The organism is Novipirellula sp., assembly GCF_041583735.1.
GTDB lineage: Bacteria > Planctomycetota > Planctomycetia > Pirellulales > Pirellulaceae > Novipirellula.
In genome coordinates this window covers 1-18,609 of the sequence record NZ_JBFHFD010000088.1, presented here as the reverse complement: position 1 = coordinate 18,609, position 18,609 = coordinate 1, and the positions used below count along the sequence as shown (strand labels likewise).

Below are 18,609 nucleotides of genomic sequence, written 5' to 3'. Positions count from 1 at the left end.
TCGATTTGACCGGCAACACGCATCGCACCGAGATTTGCATTGACAAACTCTATTCGCCGGACTCGTCGACCGGCCGACTTGGGCTTGTCGAGCTGCGTGGATTCGAGATGCCACCGAACCCGCGAATGAACCTCGCTCAACAGTTATTGATTCGTGCTGCGATCGCCGTATTCTGGGAAAAACCGTATCAAGAGCCAATGTCACGTTGGCAAACCACGCTGTACGATCGCTTTATGTTGCCTCATTTCGTCTGGCAAGATCTTTGTGATTTGATCGACGATCTGAATCGCCGCGGCGCCACGTTGCGTTCGGAATGGTTTGCACCGCAACACGAATTCCGTTTTCCAAAGATCGGCGAAGTCACCCATCAAGGCGTCCAGTTGCGGCTGCGAAGTGGGATCGAGCCGTGGTATGTGATGGGCGAAGAACCGGGATCGGGCGGGACGGCTCGCTATGTCGATTCGTCACTCGAGCGACTCGAGATACTTGTCGACGGAATGGACTCGGCTCGCTATGCGGTATTGTGCAATCAGGTTCGTGTACCGATGCATCCGACCGGGGTCCAGAATCAATATGTTGCAGGCGTTAAATATCGTGCCTGGCAACCTCCGCGGTGTTTGCATCCGACGATTGGCATACACACCCCTCTACAATTCGATATCGTCGATCTTCGCAATCGTCAATCGATTGGGGGATGTCGTTACCATGCGGTGCATCCGGCGGGACGCAGCCATGAACGATTCCCGATCAATGCGAGCGAAGCCGAATCGAGACGAGCGGCTCAGTTTGAACGCTCAACGATGAGCGGTGAAAAGTTTGACATTGCGGATCTCCCCCCGTTGGCAAACCGATGTGAATACCCGATCACGCTCGATTTGCGGCGTCATGTTCGCAGCTAGAGGATCCTATCAATGTTGAGCAGGAGCATGGAGACGAGCGTTTTTTGTAGCTCACGCAAAGGGGACAGTCGAACTTGTCGTGGCTAATTCATCGTCAATGGAGGTCAAATCCCCCAAGGTCTTCGGTGGGATGCCAAAAAATGCTGGATTTCGACAAGTCTGGGTTGCGGTTCAACCGAATGACGACAGTCATCACTTGATATAGACTGGCAACTTATCGGCGGCCCGCTTTTCGCTAGAAAGGCCCACGCCGCTGTATGCTTCTTGCTCCTACCTGCGAGTCTGATGGTTTTGACATCGCCCGTTGCCTCGACACCCTCACTCGGTGAATACGCCGCCACGCCAGACCGTTTTGACGAATGCAAAACGCCAGGGGGGAAGCTGCGTCCCCATTGGCAGCCCGTCGCCAATTATCTGCAGTCGCTGGGCAACCAGGGAATGAACGAGCGGGTCGCGACGATCGACGAACTGGTTCACGAAAACGGAACCACGTTTAATGTCGATAGCGAAGAGGGGCGGCTCGTGCGTCCGTGGCGACTGTCCTCGATTCCGCTGGTGATCGATTCCGCTTCCTGGGCCAAACTCGAAGCTGGGCTTGCGCAACGAACGCTGCTGTTGGAAGCGGTTCTCGAGGATCTGCTCGGCGAGCAGCGTTTGGTCAAGGAAAAGATCGTTCCGCCGGATGTGCTGTGGGCGAATCCTTATTTTCAGCGGGCGTATCACCAGATGCCTAGTTGTGGTGGTAAACGGTTGCATATCACCGCAACTGATATCGCGCGAGCCACCGATGGCACATGGTGGGTGACAAGCGATCGCACGCGAGCACCGAGCGGGCTGGGCTATTTGCTCGAAAACCGGATTGTCACCACGCGTGTGTTCCCGCAGGTGGTACGGCAGTGCAACACGCGGCGGCTCGCTTCTTTTTTTGATTCGCTGCGGAATCATCTTCGTTCGCTCGCTCCACGAATGCGAGATAACCCGCGAGTCGCATTGTTGACGCCGGGGCATGACAGTTATCGTGAATTTGAAGACGCCTACTTGGCTCGCTATCTCGGTTTGACATTGGTCGAAGGCACCGACTTGGCTGCGCGAGGTGGCCAGTTGAATCTAAAGACGTTGGGCGGTTTGTTGCCGATCGAGGTGCTTTGGCGTCATGTGTCTGATCGCAAATGTGATCCGTTGGAACTGGATCCCGATTCGATCGAAGGCGTGACGGGGTTGTTGCGATCGGTTCGTGAACAAAGTGTCGCGGTGGTCAACTCGATTGGCAGCGTGATGGCACAAACGCCGGCGCTGCTGCCGTTTCTGCCGGCAGCAAGTCAATTGTTGTTGGGCGAACCGTTGAGTTTGCCGAATGTGGCCACCTATTGGTGTGGTGGCAAAAAAGAGTGTGATTATGTTCTGAACAATCTGGATTCGTTGGTGATTCGCCCGTCGTTTGTCGTTTCGGGGGTTCCGCCCGTGGCTCCGTCGACTTTGTCCAGCTCGGCCCGTGACGAATTAGTGGCGGCGATCAAGGACAAACCGCGCGAGTTTGTGGCTCAACAGAAATTGGCGCATAGCACGACGCCCATTTGGACCAACGGTCAACTCGAGCCGTGGTTCTTGGCGCTACGTTGTTTTCAATTGCAGACGGCCAACGGGGTCGAGGTTTTGCCAGGAGCACTTGCGCGTGTCAGCCCCCGAGAACAGGAGCTCGATCGTTCGCACGCTAGCGGTCACTTGACGATGGATTGTTGGGTCTCGAGCACCCAGCCGATTGATACCGAAACGACATTATTGCCACCGGCGGATGCCAAAATTGTTCTCAAGCGAAGTGGTGATGAGTTGCCCAGTCGTGTGGCGGAACACCTGTTTTGGCTTGGCCGTTATGCCGAGCGTGCGGAAGCGATCACGCGGTTGCTGCGGACGACGATCGTTCGCGTGGCGGGAGAAAACGAGCTTCGCGATATGCCCGAGATTCCTCGCTTGTTAGCCGCGCTGGCGGCAATCGGGCAAATCGAACCGGGCTATGCCGTCACGGGACTCGATGGAAACTTGCCTCGCGTCGAAGACATGCTGCCTGGCTCAATCATGGATCGCAACCAGCCTCGTGGGCTGCAAGCGACGATCCGCTCGATCGTGATGAATGCGAGTGCCGTTCGCGACCGGATTTCCATCGATGCTTATCGGATCATCCAACGTATCGGCAGCGACACGATGGAAAAATCATCGCACCCCGGCGAAAATATGGGACGAGTGATCGAGCGTTTGAATCTGCTGATCACCGATCTGCTGGCCTTTGCCGGTGTCGCCAGCGAAAGTACCACCCGGACACACGCTTGGCGATTCTTGCAGCTCGGACGACGCATTGAACGTGCGGACCAAACCGCCGAACTGCTTGACGCCACGTTAGTCAATCCGGTTGGCAACGAGACCTCGGTATGCGAAGGGGTATTGGATGCGTTGGACAGTATGATGACTTATCGCTCGCGATACTTGAACTTGGTTCGTCCCGCACCGACCATCGATTTGTTAGTGACCGACGAAACGAATCCTCGCTCGTTAAGTTTTCAGCTGCATGAGATTGCGGCGTTGATCAGTCAATTGCCGACCGGCGCAAAAATTGTCGGCCTGGGGGCGGATGAGAAGATTGCCAGCCGGATGTTACACCTGTTGCGAATGGCAGATCCCGTTCAGTTAAGCGAAGTGAGCGGAAACAAAAATCGACCTCACTTGGAGCGATTGCTTGAGCAGTTGATTCGTGGATTGCCAAGTCTGTCCGACGCTATCGCAGCACGCTATCTGATTCACACCGGGACAACGCAAATTCTAACCGGAGTCGGCACGCCTGAGCTTGATTAAATCATCCCAAGTAGTGGTTTTGAAAAATGGACCACTTGCGAAAGAAAACGGAATTCCGTGACAATGGTCAATCCGTGTCGTCCATGACCTAATGGCTTTGAATTGTGCCCGCAGCATCCATTCGTTATCGCATCACGCATCGAACTCACTATCGCTATAGCGATTCGGTGGCGGTTTGCCAAAATCAATTGCGGATGCAGCCGAGCACGCGGCCTGGGGTGACATGCCACCATTCAGGAATTGCGATCTCACCCGCACCCAAGACGGTGACCGAGCACACCGATTATTTTGGCAACTGTGTCTACTCGTTTGCCATCGAAACGCTGCACAAAGAGTTGACGGCGGTTGCTACCAGCGAAGTTACCGTCGATCCACCGTCACTTGCTAGCGTTTCGGATGCGATCTCTTGGAACACAATTGTGGGTGAACCGGGACAGATTCGGCTGAGTCGCTCAGGCCGTTATGTCGACGAGTTTTGTTTTGATTCGCCGCGTGTTCAGAAAGACACCAAGTATGCGGACTACGCTCGCGTCTCGTTCAGCGAGGGACGCGGGATTGTCGAGGCGACTTTGGATTTGACCAAACGGATTTATCACGATTTTCGCTATGACACCTGTGCCACCCAGGTCAACACGCCGACCGCGGATGCCTTTGCCCTGCGTGCGGGGGTTTGCCAAGACTTTGCCCATATTCAAATCGCCTGCTTGCGATCGATTGGATTGCCGGCACGTTACGTCAGCGGTTATCTGCGAACCATCCCGCCGCCTGGGGAAGTTCGCAAGATCGGAGCGGACGAATCGCATGCCTGGATCAGTGTCTATTGTGGTTCCGATTTAGACTGGATCGACTTTGATCCCACCAACGCTTGTCAGTGCACGACCGATCATATCCCGATATGCATCGGCCGCGACTACGGCGACGTCAGCCCGATGCGAGGCGTGATTTTGGGAGGCGGTCAAACCGCGTTAAAGGTCAGCGTCGATGTCGAACCGGTCCAAGGCAGCGGTTAACGTATTGCCGCGAATTCGTCGGCCTCATGCTTCCCCGCCGTGCTACGAGGGCAGTCGTAGCGGAAGTCGTCAAGATTTTCAGCGATTCCATCGGTCTAATTGAAATCGCGGTCTTGCGGATTCGGATGCGTCGAACCCGAGATCTCGGTCGCCAGCTGTTTGACCTTGGGGCGGCGTTTGCGACGAGTCTTGTCGGGAATCATCGTCCGCATCGCTTCGAGTTTTCCAAAACACAGCAAGCGGTCGCCCGGTTCGAGCGTCCGTTTCAGCCGAGGGTTCGGGATCACGCTGGTGCCACGGTAGAGCGTCAACACGTTGATGTCCTGTTCGGGAAGTCCCGATTGATCAATCGTTTTGCCGCAGAACTCCGAGCCTTCGGGAACATGGATCTCGGTCACTCCATAACCGCGGCTGACGGTCAAGCGTTGGCGAACGTCGATTTCGGCAAAGTCGACTTGAGCCGAAACGTAGTCGATGATGGCGCCGGCGATATCAAGCTGGGTACAGGATTCGATGCCTTCGAGCCCCGGTGACGAATTAACTTCCATCACTTGCGGGCCATCGCTGCCCTCGAGCATATCGACGCCGGCAACGCGAAGTCCCATGATTTGGGCACAGCGGACTGCGGTTTCGCAATACGTTTCATCGAGTTCGACAAGTTCGGTGCGACCGCCGCGATGCACGTTGCTACGAAACTCTTGTCCCTGCGCCACACGCCGCATTGCGGCAACGACGCGATCGCCGACGACAAATGCACGGATATCGCGGCCACGACTTTCGGCAACAAATTTTTGCACCAACACGTTTTGCCGGGTGCTTTGCAGCGTTTCGATGATCGCTTCGGCGGTCTTGACCGACTCGGCCAAAATGACGCCGACGCCCTGGGTGCCTTCGAGCAGTTTGATGATGATCGGCACGCCACCGACTCGCTCGATCGCGGGCAACACGTCTCGCTTTTCGCGAACGAAGGCGGTTTCGGGGATCCCGATATGATGGCGACTTAGAATTTGTAGGCAACGCAGTTTGTCGCGCGCGTTGGTGATCCCGGCCGAGCTGTTGGTCGTGAACACATCCATTTGCTCGAACTGGCGAACCACGGCAGTGCCATAAAACGAGATCGACGAACCGATCCGGGGGATGACCGCGTCATAGTCGCTGAGCAGTTTGGAACGAAAATACAGATCGGGTTCGCCCTGCTTCAGATCGATCGAAAAGCGGAGCGTATTGAGCACCTTGGCTTCATGGCCGCGCGACAGTGCCGCCTCTTTTAGACGCCGCGTGCTGTAGCAGTTCGGGCTGCATGAAAGGATCGCCAACTTCATAAAAAGGGTCTCAAGGCAAAGGTTGTAAGAGGGCTAGGTAATTTGGCGGTCCGTAGGTCGCTGGTGACGATTCACCAGTGTTTTCTTTTTTTCTTTTTGGGGCGTCCGCCAAAGTAAGATTGGCCAGGATCGACAAGCATGCGTCCGCGAATGGCTTCGCGTCCCATCAACATGCGGAACCCCATTTTGTTACGGTTGGCAAGCGTCAGTTCGACTTGCCACGTGGTATCGAGCCAGTGGACTTCGGTCAAGATAAAGATCCGTTTGGAAGCTTGCCCGCTCGAACTGCGGACGCTGCGAATATCGTGAACTGGAGCTTCGCAGACGATCGTTTTGGCGTCCGAACGTTGGTGAGGTTGAACATCAAATCGAACCATGTCGATGCCACCCGCATCAAATGTTTCGATATTCAAAGCATGCAAACTTGACGATCTTGCACCGGTGTCGATTTTCGCCTTGATGTGACGGATTCCTAAACTCGGCAGCGAAACCCATTCACGCCACCCGATAATCCACTGGTCCTTCGTGTCGCTGGGGTCGGGCGGAGCAGGTTGATCGTCGAAAACGTCGTCTGAATCTGTCGGAAATGTCAAAACTATCGATCCCGATCGCCATGGCGGACGTGGTTTTGGGGGTCTTCGGAACAGCACCGGAAGTCAGAAACTTTCGAATATCCAGAGATTAACCATCCCGGCGTCGCAATGTCTAGACGGCAACTTTTCACAAATCAAATCGGCTGGATCTTCGCGGGTTCGAGGACAACGGCATCGATCACGTTAGCACATGAGACCATTTTTTAGGGTGCCATGTCGTAGGAGGCCTTATTACGAGAGGAGGAAACGCGATCACGGTTGCGACCGCGTTAGTGAAATTGGTATTCGGGGTTGGATCTGTCGAAATCAGCATCGCTCAATCCCACATTCAGTTTCAGGTCGCAGTACAGATATCGTTCCATTAAAACGGGGGCTTCCGATTCGCCTTCGGGCCAATCGAATGCTTCGAACAGGATTGGCAATCGTAATTCGTTGTCGACATAAACTTTGGCGATGTGAAACGGCAGATGCTCTTGGCGAACCGGATGCACGACTTCGAAGTACTGGCATTTGCGTCCGTTGATTTCGACGTTCGGGCGGCTTTGCACAAGCACCTGTTCGACCGACAACTCGGCATTACCCACGTCGACCAAACGCTCGAGCAGTCGTCGGATGCCAAATTCGTCAATGGGGTACCGGTTGCCTTGCATCGCTAACACGCTCGATGGCTCGATCATCGCGGTCATGAACCCGAGAACCTTGCCCCCTTTGCGGACAAGCATTCGTCCATCGTTGGCGTGGCTGTCCCATAACACTTCGCGTCCATGCATCGATTTAGGCGATTGAAATTTAATGTAGATGCTTGTGGACACATCGTCATTTTCGTCTTCGGGATAGGTGTGCCGCACTTTGGCTTGGCAGCGTTTCGTAGGCCCAAGTCGACCGTCGATACGCTCCTGTGCCAAAAATGTGCAGGTGTAGTCCTGGACCTGTTGGCGGCATCGATCCAAACTCGCTTGAGCTTGTTTGACGAGCCTTTTGAGTTCCTGTTGATGTGCGGTAAGTTTCTTGGTTTCGGGGATCAGCGAGTCGGGTGAGAGTCGCAGCGACGCCTCTTCGTCGCTGAGTCGCGGTGAGCTCACACGATCTGCGGTATTGGCAGAGGCTAGAATTTCGTCCGCAATCAAGCGAGTCGATGCGGGAATCAACAGTACGACGACCAGTGGCACAGTCAGCAGATAATCTCGTTTCATGGTCATTTTTCCAAGTTGAATGAATCGCAAATTCAAGCACTAGCAAAACAAAGCAGTCGCGATGGCAAGGGCGACTCGCGGCGATACCCTTGCCGTTTCCTAATCACAGCGGTTGGTTCGTCGCGAACACGGCGAACCAACCAAAATACAATCCTTGCACCTCCATCGATGCAATCAACGGCCTTCGCCGGGGCGCGATCCAGCAATGACGCCGAGTTCCGCCGCCTCGTCTACCGCATGTTCGTTAGACGCAATGGCAGATTTCGCATCAATTTGGTTGCCATTGTTTCGGGTTTCTTGCCCCATCAACCGCGAGGATGATGGGGCGGATCCGATCAACAGCGTCAGTGCCGCTGCCGCAGCGACTGACCGCAAACAGCGCGCCCACGACGGACAAGAAACAGATCGAAATTGCTCACGTTTCGCAGCTGCCCGGACCATCCATCACGAGTTAACTCAGGAAGAAACGGACCTTCATCCGCCGGGGGACAACGGAAATAGGTTCCTTTTTCGATCAGCGACGCCCCGGCGGTGTCGCAGCAAAATGGGGTTTCTCTGGAGCTTTCCCCGTAACTTTCCCCGTGTTTTTCGCCTCGGTGGCGTTTCTGTGAGCCCGATCCGCATGAACTCGATCCGATGGCGATCTGTACTGATGGACTCGATTAAGCAATACTGACATCGCCGCTGGGCGGTTGCTTCGGTCCGATGGCATGGCCCAACCACGTCAAAAGCCAATGACTTCAAAAGCCTCTAAGCAGGGGGGCAGTTCCCCAACCTCGGTTTTTGTCCGTTCTGCGCAGACGCTCACCGAAAATCTCGTTGCAAAGGAACATTAGAATTGTCCGACGGATTGCCTCGGAAAAGGCCCACCCCAATTAAGATGAAGTCGTCCAGGGCGAACGCGACCGCGCCGGAAGAGAAGCCTCGCGTGCGAAAAATTGGTTCGTTGGTGAACCAATTGATTTCGCGACGTGGTTATGCGCAAGTTGCGGTGGTCAACGAAATCCAGGACGCTGTGATCGCGCTGATTGACCAGCAGATACGATCCAGCGTGCGGATTGGCAATTTGAAACGAGGCGTACTGGAGATCTACGCGTCGGACTCGGTCACCCTGCAAGAGTTGAACTTTCAAAAGCGAACGATCCTCAAGAAGCTTCAAAAAACGCTTCCCCAATCCAACGTCACGGGGCTGAAGTTTCGTATCCAAGCCAATTGATGTCGTTGATCGCTCCGCGATCCATCGATCTGATCGCGGAGCGATCAGCGCCAACCCGCCAACGCAAAACTGATCCAACCTTTCTGAGCCCAATGCATCGATCTCGCGCCTACCATCGTTTGGCCCACCATCGTTTGGCCCACCATCGTTGGGCCCGTCATCGTTGGGCCCGCCAAGTCCGCGGGAGTTTTGTGTCACGATGAAAGTGGTTTTCTTAACCGCGGGGGCTGCCGGGATGTATTGCGGCAGCTGTATGCACGACAATGCCACCGCGCGGGTTTTGAGGGCATCCGGAATTGACTGCGTCTTGCAGCCGATTTACACGCCGATCCGCACCGATGAAACCAGCATCGCTGAGGAAGCAGTCTTCTTTGGTGGCATTCACATCTATCTGCTGCAACAGATGCCGTGGATCCGGTTTGTGCCTGCATCGCTACGGCGATTTCTCGATTGGCCGCCGTTGATCCGGATGGCGACAAGCCGAGCGATGTCCACCGATGCCGCCAAGCTTGCCGCACTGGCGATTTCGATGCTCAAAGGGACCGAGGGGCGGCAAGCCGAAGAGGTCGGGCGATTGACCGATTGGCTCGACACCGAGATGCACCCTGATGTCCTTGTGCTCAGCAATCTATTGATCGGCGGAGCGTTACCGACGATCCGCAAACGATTGCCCAACACGAAGATCGTGGTGTTGTTACAAGGCGATGACATTTTCTTGGACCACTTGCCCGATGCGGCGCGGGGCGAGGCGGTTCAGCTGTGCCGAAACCTTGTGGGATCAGTCGATCAGTTCGTCGTCAACAGCCGTTTTTATGCGGACAAAATGGGATCGCAGCTCCAGATCCCGCCATCAAAATTGACGACAATTCCGCTTTCGATTGATCTTCAGCACTTTTCGCCACGACCGACGTCGTCGTCCACAGCGGAGACGTTTCGCTTGGGCTACATGGCGCGAGTTGCACCCGAGAAAGGGCTGCACCGGCTGGTGGATGCATTTATCGATTTGGCGTCTCAGCCATTCCATTCGCGTCTGACGCTGGAGGTCGCCGGTTGGCTCGGCGAAAACAATCACGCCTACCTTGAATCGCTTCGCCAACGAATCAACGCTGCGGGTTTGAGCGAGCGTTTTACCTATCACGGCAGCCCCTCGCTCTCGCAGAAAGCTGAATTCTTGCGAACGCTCGACTTGTTGTGTGTGCCAACGGAATACGAAGATCCCAAGGGGCTGTTTGTGCTCGAGGCAATCGCATCGGGAGTGCCGGTGGTACTGCCCGACCATGGCGCGTTTGGTGAACTGATTGGATCGACCGGTGGCGGCATCGTGGTTCCCGCGAATGACCCTCAAGCCTTGATTGGTGGGATTGATCTGCTAGCCAAAAATCATTCGCATCGACAACAATTGATCGCATCGGGGTTGGCGAATGTGCTTGAAAAGCATTCGATTGAAATCACGGCCCGGCGTTTGGCGGCATTGTTCACCGAGCTAACCTCGGCCTCGTCAACTACTTGATGCCTTCGCGACGCATCGTCAATTCGCGACTGATCTCGCCTTTGACGTACTTGATCGGGACAAAGCTGTTGCCATCCATCGGCACTTCGACTCGGACGGTCACTTCGCGTGTATCGCGTTTGATCTTTTTGGGGGTGACTTGGACGCGAACATTCGTCAGGCCAAGCGAATTAAGGATCCCCAGTGCTTTAGATTCGGTCTCTTCGGCGGTCGCTCCGGGCAATATGCCTGTCCGTGCCGCTTCGTAGACCGCGTTGTCGGCGGTATGGCGAATCATTGCGGCACGGCAAAATTCAAAGGCCGCAAAGAAAAACAGGAACAAGATCGGGGCGACGATTGCAAATTCCACCAAGGCTGCGCCTCGTCGTTGGCGTCGTCGGTTCAGTTTGGTCATGGGTTTTTTGCCAAAAACAGTGGGCAGGGGTGTCAGGTTTGGATCCGTTGATTTCAAATCGCTCGTTCAGGATTCAAATCTATTCGGTCATCATGGTGGACAGCGTCAGCGCGATCTCGCGATAGATGCGTCGCAATTCCTCACCGCTGGCGGCGTGAAAGGTTTTTCCGTTACCGATCGTTGCCACTTCTCGCATTCGCGTGGTGTCGGCGCCGGCACCAAACGTGATGGTGTGAATCGTGATCCCATCGCGAGCGATTTCGTCTGCCGATTCACGCGGTTCACGTCCGCGGTTGTGCTTTCCATCGGTCATTACAATCATCGTTTTTTCGACAAATTTGGCATCACGGCTACGGTTCATGATTTCGTGGCCTGCATCCATGCCTCGTGAAATACTGGTGAATCCACCGACCGGCAACGCCGCCATCGCACGGGTGATTAGATTCAAATCGTCGCTCAATTGCACGTCTTCGCGGGCTTGGTCGTTGTACGATGCCAAACCGACTTGCTCTTGGACGGGGGTGCCCTCGAGCGTGCTGGTAAAGATGTTGATGGCGTCTCGCAAATCGGCGATTTTGTCTCCCGCCATCGATCCGCTGCGGTCCACGACAAGCACGACGTCGCGTTCGATGTAGGTTGCTGTCGACAGAGCTTGCGGTTCAAAGAATTCAAACCCAACCATGTTGCCAAAGAACATCGGAACGGCACCGGCACTCGAACCGTGGGTCCGTTTGCCGTTGACTTTGACGCTGTTGATGGGGCGTTGGCCGGGGCTGAACTCGAATTTTCCTGATTTCGCTTCGCGGCTGGCCCCGAACGAAAAATCACTTGCATCGACGATCAGGGGATCACCGTTGACGGTGTTGCGAAGTGCGATTTGTTGACCGCGACGAATCGCAAGACCTTCGTTAAACGATTGCGACAACTCCAGCGCCGCTGCCTTGGCGGCCGCATCGGTGGCACTGCGAAGTTCGGTTCTGGCCAGATGCATCTGGGCGATATCGACCGAGAATGTGACCGCCATCATAAAGGCGACCATCATGATCACGATCAAAATCAACATCGCACCACGGCGACGTGATGCACCGCGAGACAAATCAGATCGACGCAAAGTAGATTGAGGGCTTGGATGGTTCATGATCATTATTCTTTCAACATCACGACGCGTGCAATTAGGTCTCGGTTGGCAATGAATTGGCCCGCCAGCGGGCTGTTCGGTTGCGTGGGGGCCACAATTTCGACCGCGATCTCTTCACCCCGCTTGGCTTGCTCGGGATTGCGATCAGGAAATCGAACGGCGAAACCACGCACGTTGCGTGCAGTAAGGATATTGGTGGCGCGATCTTCGGCGGCGCTGGCGGTCGAAGTGCTCAGGGCCGCTTCGCGAGCTCCCTCGTACGCCGCCACACTGAGTGCTTGTTTCAGGAAAATGAAACTGCTCGCTTCGATTGAACCAAACACCAACAGCACAAGGATCGGCAAACAGACGGCGAACTCGGCAGCTGCGACCGCTCGCCGCGAACGGTGGCGGGGGCGATTGGCTCGGGAATGATCGATCGCGGGAACGTCATGGGGGATCGTGATTGTCATCGTTCTTATACCTCCGAATCGCTGGCCGGAGATGGTTTGGCGGTAGGCGTCACGGCCGGAACTCGTTCGATCACCGCATTAAAGTCAGCGGCAATGTTTTGCCAAAAGTCGTCGTTGCGAAATTGCAGCGGAGCCACCGGGCGGCCGGTACGGACGTCGGCCAATGCATTTCGAAGTCGCAAAATGGGGCCGGCAAATCGGTTGGTCAACTTCAGCGTGTCCCAGACGAAGGCGGGGATCAACGCCATCGTGATCACAAAGAAGGGCATGAAGCGTTGCATCGTGTCGGCGAACGTTTGCCCCCAATCGGCATCGGGTTGCTCGAACAAGCGAATCCAAATGGTCAAGGCAATCGCGTTGCATACGAAGAAAACGATCCAGTGAATCGCGATCTTGCGAAGCAATCCCCCTTGGACCTCGCGATCAACAAGCGTACGGCTGCGGCGTGATTTGGTTTGGCTCATGGTCTCGTCTGCGACAATGGTAGGTGAAATAACTCGCGAATCGTCAGATGACTCTGAGAGGGCCGATCGCTCTGAAGCTGGCAATCGGCTCTCATAGGGAACCGTAGGTCAGAGTTGTGCGATCCGGTTCGTCCACACACAAACTTGCCTCACCCCACCGCATTGAAATGCAGATTGCAGCGGTTGCAGCGATAAGTCCGCCGCGGTGCCCCCCGGAAGCGACGAGGTGATCCCACAATGCCGTCGACTTTGGACGTCCGCCGTACGGCTATCAAAATTTGTCGTTTGTCTATAAAGTCGCAACAAGCAAGCCCTTCTTGTTCGCGTGATCACCCGTGTTGAGGAACGACGATGCATCAGTGCGCCCACCATCACACCGAAAATCAGAATTACGGATCGGCCTTTGCCATTGGCGTGGCACTGAATGTGGTGTTCGTCTTGGTCGAGGCGGGGTACGGTTTCTACAGCCATTCGCTCGCGCTTTTGGCCGATGCCGGACACAACCTTTCGGATGTGTTAGGACTGCTGATCGCTTGGGGTGGCTACGCGTTGGCGAAGGTTCCGCCGTGTAACAAACGCACCTACGGTTGGCGGAGCACGACCATTTTGGCAGCGTTATTTAATGCCTTAATCTTGTTGGTCGCGATTGGAGGAATCGCTTGGGAAGCGATCCATCGGTTTCAAGAACCCTCTGAGGTCGCCGCACCGACGGTGATTATCGTGGCGCTAATCGGAGTGGTGATCAATACGATCACGGCGTTGTTGTTTATGAAAGGCCGGCATGGTGATTTGAATATCCGTGGCGCGTTTCTGCACATGGCCGCCGACGCGTTGTTGTCATTGGGGGTTGCGATTGCGGGGGTCCTGATTCTGTATACCCAGTGGAACTGGATCGATCCGGCAACCAGTTTGTTGATCGCTGTGGTGATCTTCTTTGCCACGACCGACCTGCTTCGTGAATCGATGAACTATGCACTGCAGGCGGTCCCCAAAAAGATCGACCTCGATGACGTCAATGCATACCTGCTGAGGCTGCCCGGAGTGACGGCCGTTCACGATTTGCATGTCTGGGCGATGAGCACGACCGAGATCGCCTTGACCGCTCATCTGGTCAAGCCGCAGCTTGAAAACAACGATGCGCTGCTGAAAAAAATCGCTCACGATTTGGATCACGAGTTTCAAATCAGCCATGCCACGGTCCAAATCGAATCAAGTGTCGATGCTGCGAATTGCCGTCAAGCCGAGGCCGGGTCGCTGTGAAATAACGCGTAAAACGCACTGGTTGCAAGCAAAGCGGCGAGATCCAGGGCGAAAAGGACTCGCACAATCCTTGACGTGTTGATTAAAATAGTCTCGGCCCGCCCCCCCCCTCCCTCCCCCAAGCCCGGCAATCGCTGTGGCCCATGTCACCCTAGCCTGCTGCCCCTCTCCCGCAATGCCGAACCCTTTGATTCCGCGTGTCTCAGCCCAAACGCTTGCGATGGTGATCGCTCTTACACCGTTTTGTGTGAGTGCGGAAAACCATCCTGTGAAGTCGCGTGTTCCGGCGGCAGCCACTCAATTGCTCGAAAATTCGTGCGTCGATTGTCATGCTGACGAATCGGGCGAAGGCGGATTTGATGCGTCCGGACTGGGGGCCGATCTGGCCGATCCGAAAACGATGGCGACATGGCAACGCGTTTTTGACCGGGTTGAATCGGGCGAGATGCCGCCCCGCGACGCCGAGGAATTGGAGCCCAACGACCGCAAGCGATTTCTCGATGCGACTTCTCAGTGGATCACTTCGACTCAGCTTACCGAGTTTGCAAAGCTGGGCCGCGTGCAAACGCGGCGATTGACCACATTGCAGCTTGAGCGAACGCTGCACGATTTGTTCTCGATCGATATCCCGTTGGCGTCACTTGCGCCCGAGGACCCTCGCGTTGATGGGTTCACCAACATTGCCTCGGCCCAAGCGATGTCGCACTTTCAGATCGAATCCCATTTGAACATTGTCGATGCCGCGCTTGACGAAGCCTTTGATCGTGCTTTGGGTGAGGACACTCCTTTTGTAAAATCGCTGAACGCAAAACAGATTGCACGTACCAGTCCCAAGCGGCGATGTCGTGAACCCGAGATGCTCGATGGAAAAGCGGTGGTTTGGGCATCCCGGCTGATCTTTTACGGTCGCATCCAGACGACAACGGTACCGAAAGATGGTTGGTACCGAATGACCGTGACTGCATCAGCAATGAACAAACCCAAAGATCATGGCGTTTGGTGCACCGTGCGTACCGGATTCTGCACATCGGGGGCGCCGCTGATGTCTTGGGTTGGATCTTTCGAGGCGACCGACGAACCGATCGAGCGAACATTCGAAGCGTGGATTCCCAAAGGCCAAATGTTCGAAATTCGTCCTGGCGATTTAACGTTAAAACAAGGACGATTCGCCGGAGGCCAAGTCGGCGCTGGTGAGGGGACGCCGCAAAATCTTGCGGGTGTCGCATTCCACCAAATGCAGATTGAAGAAATTCATCCAGGGGGTGACAGACAATCGGTTCGTACTGGTTTGTTCGGAAACTTAAAGCTCAACAAGCAGGCTGATTCGAAAACGGGCAAGTCGAAGCGTTTGCAGTTGGACAAGGAGGTCACGGAGACGGAACTACGCGAGCAATTGAATCGCTTTGCACACCGCGCGTTCCGGCGTCCTGTTTCCCAGTCGGATTTGCAGCCTTACGCCGAGATTCTATCACAAGGACTTCAGAACAACGGCGACCCGCTCGAAGCGTTGCGAGCGAGCTATCGTGCGATCCTGTGCTCGGCCCGATTCATGTACTTGGTCGAGCCTACATCAACCGAGTTGGCAAGCAGTGCGTCATCAAGAGCTCCGCTGGATGATTTTGCAATCGCGTCGCGACTGAGCTACTTTTTGACGGGATCGATGCCTGATGCCGAATTGTTCAAGCTGGCACAGAAAAAACAACTTCGCGATCCCGAAGTGCTTATTTCCCAGATCGATCGATTGTTGGATGGCAAAGGTCAACGCCAATTTGTTGTGGATTTCACGTCCCAGTGGCTCGATTTGGTGGACATCAACTTTACCGAACCCGATCCCAAGCTGTATCCCCGCTTCGATTCGGTGGTCGAAAACGCGATGTTGGCCGAAACCCATCGCTATATCGAGACGTTGCTCAGTGAGAACGCCAGCATCGATAAACTTGTCCGCTCGGACTTTACCTTTGTGAACAGTCGCTTGGCGCGCTTTTATGGGATTGACGGGATCGAAGGGGATGCGATTCGGCGTATCCAACTTGATAAAGGTTCGTCACGCGGAGGACTGCTGGCCCAAGGTTCGATTTTGAAAGTCACGGCAAATGGCACGACCACGTCGCCGGTGCTGCGAGGCGTTTGGGTTTGTGATCGTGTTTTGGGACAACCTGTTCCTCCGCCTCCCGAAAGCGTTCCTGCGATTGAGCCCGACATTCGTGGTGCGAAAACGATTCGCGACCAATTGGAACTGCATCGCAATCATACCGAATGTGCCAGCTGTCACTCCAAAATTGACCCGCCCGGCTTTGCACTGGAGAGCTTTGATGCGGCCGGACAATGGCGAGATCATTATGCAATCTCAGGAAAAGGCAATCGCAAAGGCCCCAAAGTGGATCCGAGTTACCATTTGGCTGATGGTCGTCCGTTTGCGGGGTTTAACCAATTTCGTGAACTGATCGCGAATGAACAAAAAATGCTGGCTCGTAACTTTGCCGAAAAATTGCTGGTCTACGGCACCGGTGCTCCGATCGCGTTCGCGGACCGTGATCGGGTCGAGCAGATTGTCGATTCGACATCCGACGATCGCTATGGAATGCGGTCGCTCTTAAACGAGGTAGTTTTGAGTCCGATTTTTTTATCGAAGTAGATCTCGGTGAGCTACCGTCCGATACCATCAGCGCACCTTTCATTTAACGAACAGATTTATCATGAAGAAAGCCATTTACTTCAATCTCAAATCTCGCCTGAACCGCCGCACCGTGTTGCGTGGTGCTGGGATCTCGATGGGGTTGCCATGGTTAAGTGCGATGCAGCCAACGTTTGCCAATGACAAGGGCGAAAGCAAGCCGAAGCGACTTGTCACGATGACGCTTGGACTTGGATTGGTCGCCGACAACTTGTTTCCTGAGACCGGGGGACGCGACTATCAAGCGACACCCTACCTTCGTGCGTTGCAAGATCTGCGGGATCAATTGACCGTGGTCTCGGGAACGTCGCATCCGGGAGTCAAAGGAGGGCACCGAGCCGAAGCGAGCATTTTGACGGCCACTCCGATGGGATCCGCGGGCAAGGCAAAGAACTCGATCTCGATTGATCAGTTGCTGGCCAAACACTTTGGCGATGCCACGCGATTTCCATCGCTAGTGCTCAGCAACGGTGGCTCGACAAGTCCCTCGTACACCGAAAATGGATCGATGATCCCACCGGAATCGTCGCCATCGCGTCTGTTCGCCAAGTTGTTCATCAACGATCCACCGCAGCAGCGAAAGATTCAAGCCCAACGTGTTCGCGAAGGACGCAGCATCATGGATCTTGTCGGCGAGGATGCAAAATCTCTCGAGCGGCAACTTGGTGTGGGAGACCGTAATCGGTTGGACGCCTATTTCACTAGCGTGCGTCAACTCGAAAAGCGAATGGAATTATCTGAGCGATGGGCCAATCTTCCCAAGCCGGTCGTCGCTGCCAAGAAACCGGTCGACGTGGGTAACCCAAACGATTTGATCGCTCGTCAAAAAACGATGTGCGAAGTGATCAAGCTCGCGCTGCAAACCGATTCGACTCGCTACATTTCGTTCCATATCCCTGGCGGCGGCGGTGTTCTTCCGATCGAAGGGGTGGATGAAGGTTATCACTCGCTAAGTCATCATGGGCAAGACGAAGACAAGTTATCACAACTCGCAATCGTCGAAGAAGCGTTCATAGCACAGTGGGGCCAGTTCCTGCGTGAACTGAAAGAGACGGATGATTCCGGCACGTCGCTGTTGGATTTGACCACGGTCTTTTTGACGAGCAACCTGGGCAATGCGTCCAATCACGACAACCGCAACATGCCTGTGCTGTTGGCAGGCGGTGGGTTTCGTCATGGGCAACATCTCGCGTTTGATCGAAAGAACAATTACCCTTTGCCGAACCTGTACGTTTCGATGTTGCAGAATCTGGGCATGGAAATCGATCAATTTGCCACCAGCACCGGAACGATGAATGGGTTGTCCAGCTAACCCGCGAGATTCGCGTTGTTCCCAAGTAAGCCGCCGTCAACATGTCGCTCTATTTCTTTGTGAGTTCGCAGCGTCATTTGACCGAGGGGACTCCTTGGGCCGAAACGATTGCCGATTCGATTGATGCGGAAATCGTATTGGTCGTGCTTGGCCAGGACCGAAACACGCTTGCTGAGCAGGCTCGGAAAGCGTTGCAGGCGTCGTCGTCGATCAAGACCATCGAAATCGTTGACGAAGATATCGACTCGGTTCTGAATCATATTCGAGTCAAGAAGTCGTCCTTGGTTCTGATTGTCAAAGATGAACATGACGAACCGTTTCAGCGATC

General features: G+C 54.9%; 16 protein-coding genes and 1 pseudogene. 9 read left to right on the top strand and 8 right to left on the bottom strand.

Translation table 11 applies throughout. From position 1 onward, the window contains the following. From ABX962_RS09315 to ABX962_RS09305, 3 genes are all read left to right on the top strand, one after another. A partial coding sequence (locus tag ABX962_RS09315; protein ID WP_372718737.1) for a transglutaminase family protein occupies window positions 1–899 on the top strand: 899 nt, incomplete at its 5' end. A 285-nt stretch (window positions 900–1,184) separates the two neighbouring features. Beyond that, window positions 1,185–3,743 carry a circularly permuted type 2 ATP-grasp protein gene (locus ABX962_RS09310; RefSeq protein ID WP_372718735.1) on the top strand — a complete coding sequence of 853 codons (2,559 nt, stop codon included), beginning with the start codon at window positions 1,185–1,187 and terminating at the stop codon, window positions 3,741–3,743. A gap of 104 nt (window positions 3,744–3,847) precedes the next feature. After that, window positions 3,848–4,753, top strand: a complete 906-nt coding sequence (locus tag ABX962_RS09305) for a transglutaminase N-terminal domain-containing protein (RefSeq protein WP_372718733.1) — start codon at window positions 3,848–3,850, stop codon at window positions 4,751–4,753. A 95-nt stretch (window positions 4,754–4,848) separates the two neighbouring features. Here ABX962_RS09305 and ABX962_RS09300 read toward each other — a convergent pair whose 3' ends face one another. From ABX962_RS09300 to ABX962_RS09285, 4 genes are all read right to left on the bottom strand, one after another. After that, complete coding sequence (locus ABX962_RS09300; RefSeq protein ID WP_372718731.1) at window positions 4,849–6,075, bottom strand: RimK family alpha-L-glutamate ligase; 1,227 nt, start codon at window positions 6,073–6,075, stop codon at window positions 4,849–4,851. Between the two features lie 71 nt (window positions 6,076–6,146). Continuing rightward, window positions 6,147–6,668, bottom strand: a complete 522-nt coding sequence (locus ABX962_RS09295) for a RimK/LysX family protein (protein ID WP_339942626.1) — start codon at window positions 6,666–6,668, stop codon at window positions 6,147–6,149. 269 nt (window positions 6,669–6,937) lie between these two features. After that, window positions 6,938–7,861 carry a DUF1571 domain-containing protein gene (locus ABX962_RS09290; RefSeq protein WP_372718728.1) on the bottom strand — a complete coding sequence of 308 codons (924 nt, stop codon included), beginning with the start codon at window positions 7,859–7,861 and terminating at the stop codon, window positions 6,938–6,940. A gap of 174 nt (window positions 7,862–8,035) precedes the next feature. After that, window positions 8,036–8,236 carry a hypothetical protein gene (locus ABX962_RS09285; protein ID WP_372718727.1) on the bottom strand — a complete coding sequence of 67 codons (201 nt, stop codon included), beginning with the start codon at window positions 8,234–8,236 and terminating at the stop codon, window positions 8,036–8,038. A 505-nt stretch (window positions 8,237–8,741) separates the two neighbouring features. Here ABX962_RS09285 and ABX962_RS09280 point away from each other — a divergent pair. Next, window positions 8,742–9,077, top strand: a complete 336-nt coding sequence (locus tag ABX962_RS09280; RefSeq protein WP_372718725.1) for a DUF721 domain-containing protein — start codon at window positions 8,742–8,744, stop codon at window positions 9,075–9,077. A gap of 199 nt (window positions 9,078–9,276) precedes the next feature. Further along, complete coding sequence (locus ABX962_RS09275; RefSeq protein WP_372718723.1) at window positions 9,277–10,587, top strand: glycosyltransferase family 4 protein; 1,311 nt, start codon at window positions 9,277–9,279, stop codon at window positions 10,585–10,587. Here the strand turns inward: ABX962_RS09275 and ABX962_RS09270 are convergent. From ABX962_RS09270 to ABX962_RS09255, 4 genes are all read right to left on the bottom strand, one after another. Then, window positions 10,580–10,981, bottom strand: a complete 402-nt coding sequence (locus ABX962_RS09270) for a TadE/TadG family type IV pilus assembly protein (RefSeq protein ID WP_372718721.1) — start codon at window positions 10,979–10,981, stop codon at window positions 10,580–10,582. The two genes, ABX962_RS09275 and ABX962_RS09270, sit on opposite strands and share 8 nt — an antisense overlap. 79 nt (window positions 10,982–11,060) lie before the next feature. Continuing rightward, entirely contained in the window at window positions 11,061–12,119 is a 1,059-nt protein-coding gene (locus tag ABX962_RS09265) for a VWA domain-containing protein (protein WP_372718719.1), read from the bottom strand. 5 nt (window positions 12,120–12,124) lie between these two features. Next, window positions 12,125–12,571 carry a TadE/TadG family type IV pilus assembly protein gene (locus tag ABX962_RS09260; RefSeq protein WP_372718717.1) on the bottom strand — a complete coding sequence of 149 codons (447 nt, stop codon included), beginning with the start codon at window positions 12,569–12,571 and terminating at the stop codon, window positions 12,125–12,127. Between the two features lie 5 nt (window positions 12,572–12,576). Beyond that, a complete protein-coding gene (locus ABX962_RS09255; protein WP_372718715.1) occupies window positions 12,577–13,035 on the bottom strand; it encodes a hypothetical protein in 459 nt (152 codons plus the stop codon). A gap of 351 nt (window positions 13,036–13,386) precedes the next feature. Between ABX962_RS09255 and ABX962_RS09250 the strand changes: the two genes are divergently transcribed. The 4 genes and pseudogenes from ABX962_RS09250 to ABX962_RS09235 form a co-directional block, all read left to right on the top strand. Further along, entirely contained in the window at window positions 13,387–14,295 is a 909-nt protein-coding gene (locus tag ABX962_RS09250) for a cation diffusion facilitator family transporter (RefSeq protein ID WP_372718713.1), read from the top strand. 175 nt (window positions 14,296–14,470) lie between these two features. After that, on the top strand, window positions 14,471–16,930 hold the full coding sequence (locus ABX962_RS09245; protein WP_372718711.1) for a DUF1592 domain-containing protein: 2,460 nt from the start codon (window positions 14,471–14,473) through the stop codon (window positions 16,928–16,930). A 61-nt stretch (window positions 16,931–16,991) separates the two neighbouring features. After that, the gene (locus ABX962_RS09240) at window positions 16,992–18,281 is read left to right on the top strand and encodes a DUF1552 domain-containing protein (RefSeq protein ID WP_372718709.1); all 1,290 of its coding nucleotides are present in this window, start codon (window positions 16,992–16,994) and stop codon (window positions 18,279–18,281) included. Between the two features lie 41 nt (window positions 18,282–18,322). Next, a pseudogene (locus ABX962_RS09235) lies at window positions 18,323–18,609 on the top strand (DUF389 domain-containing protein); the annotation flags it as partial.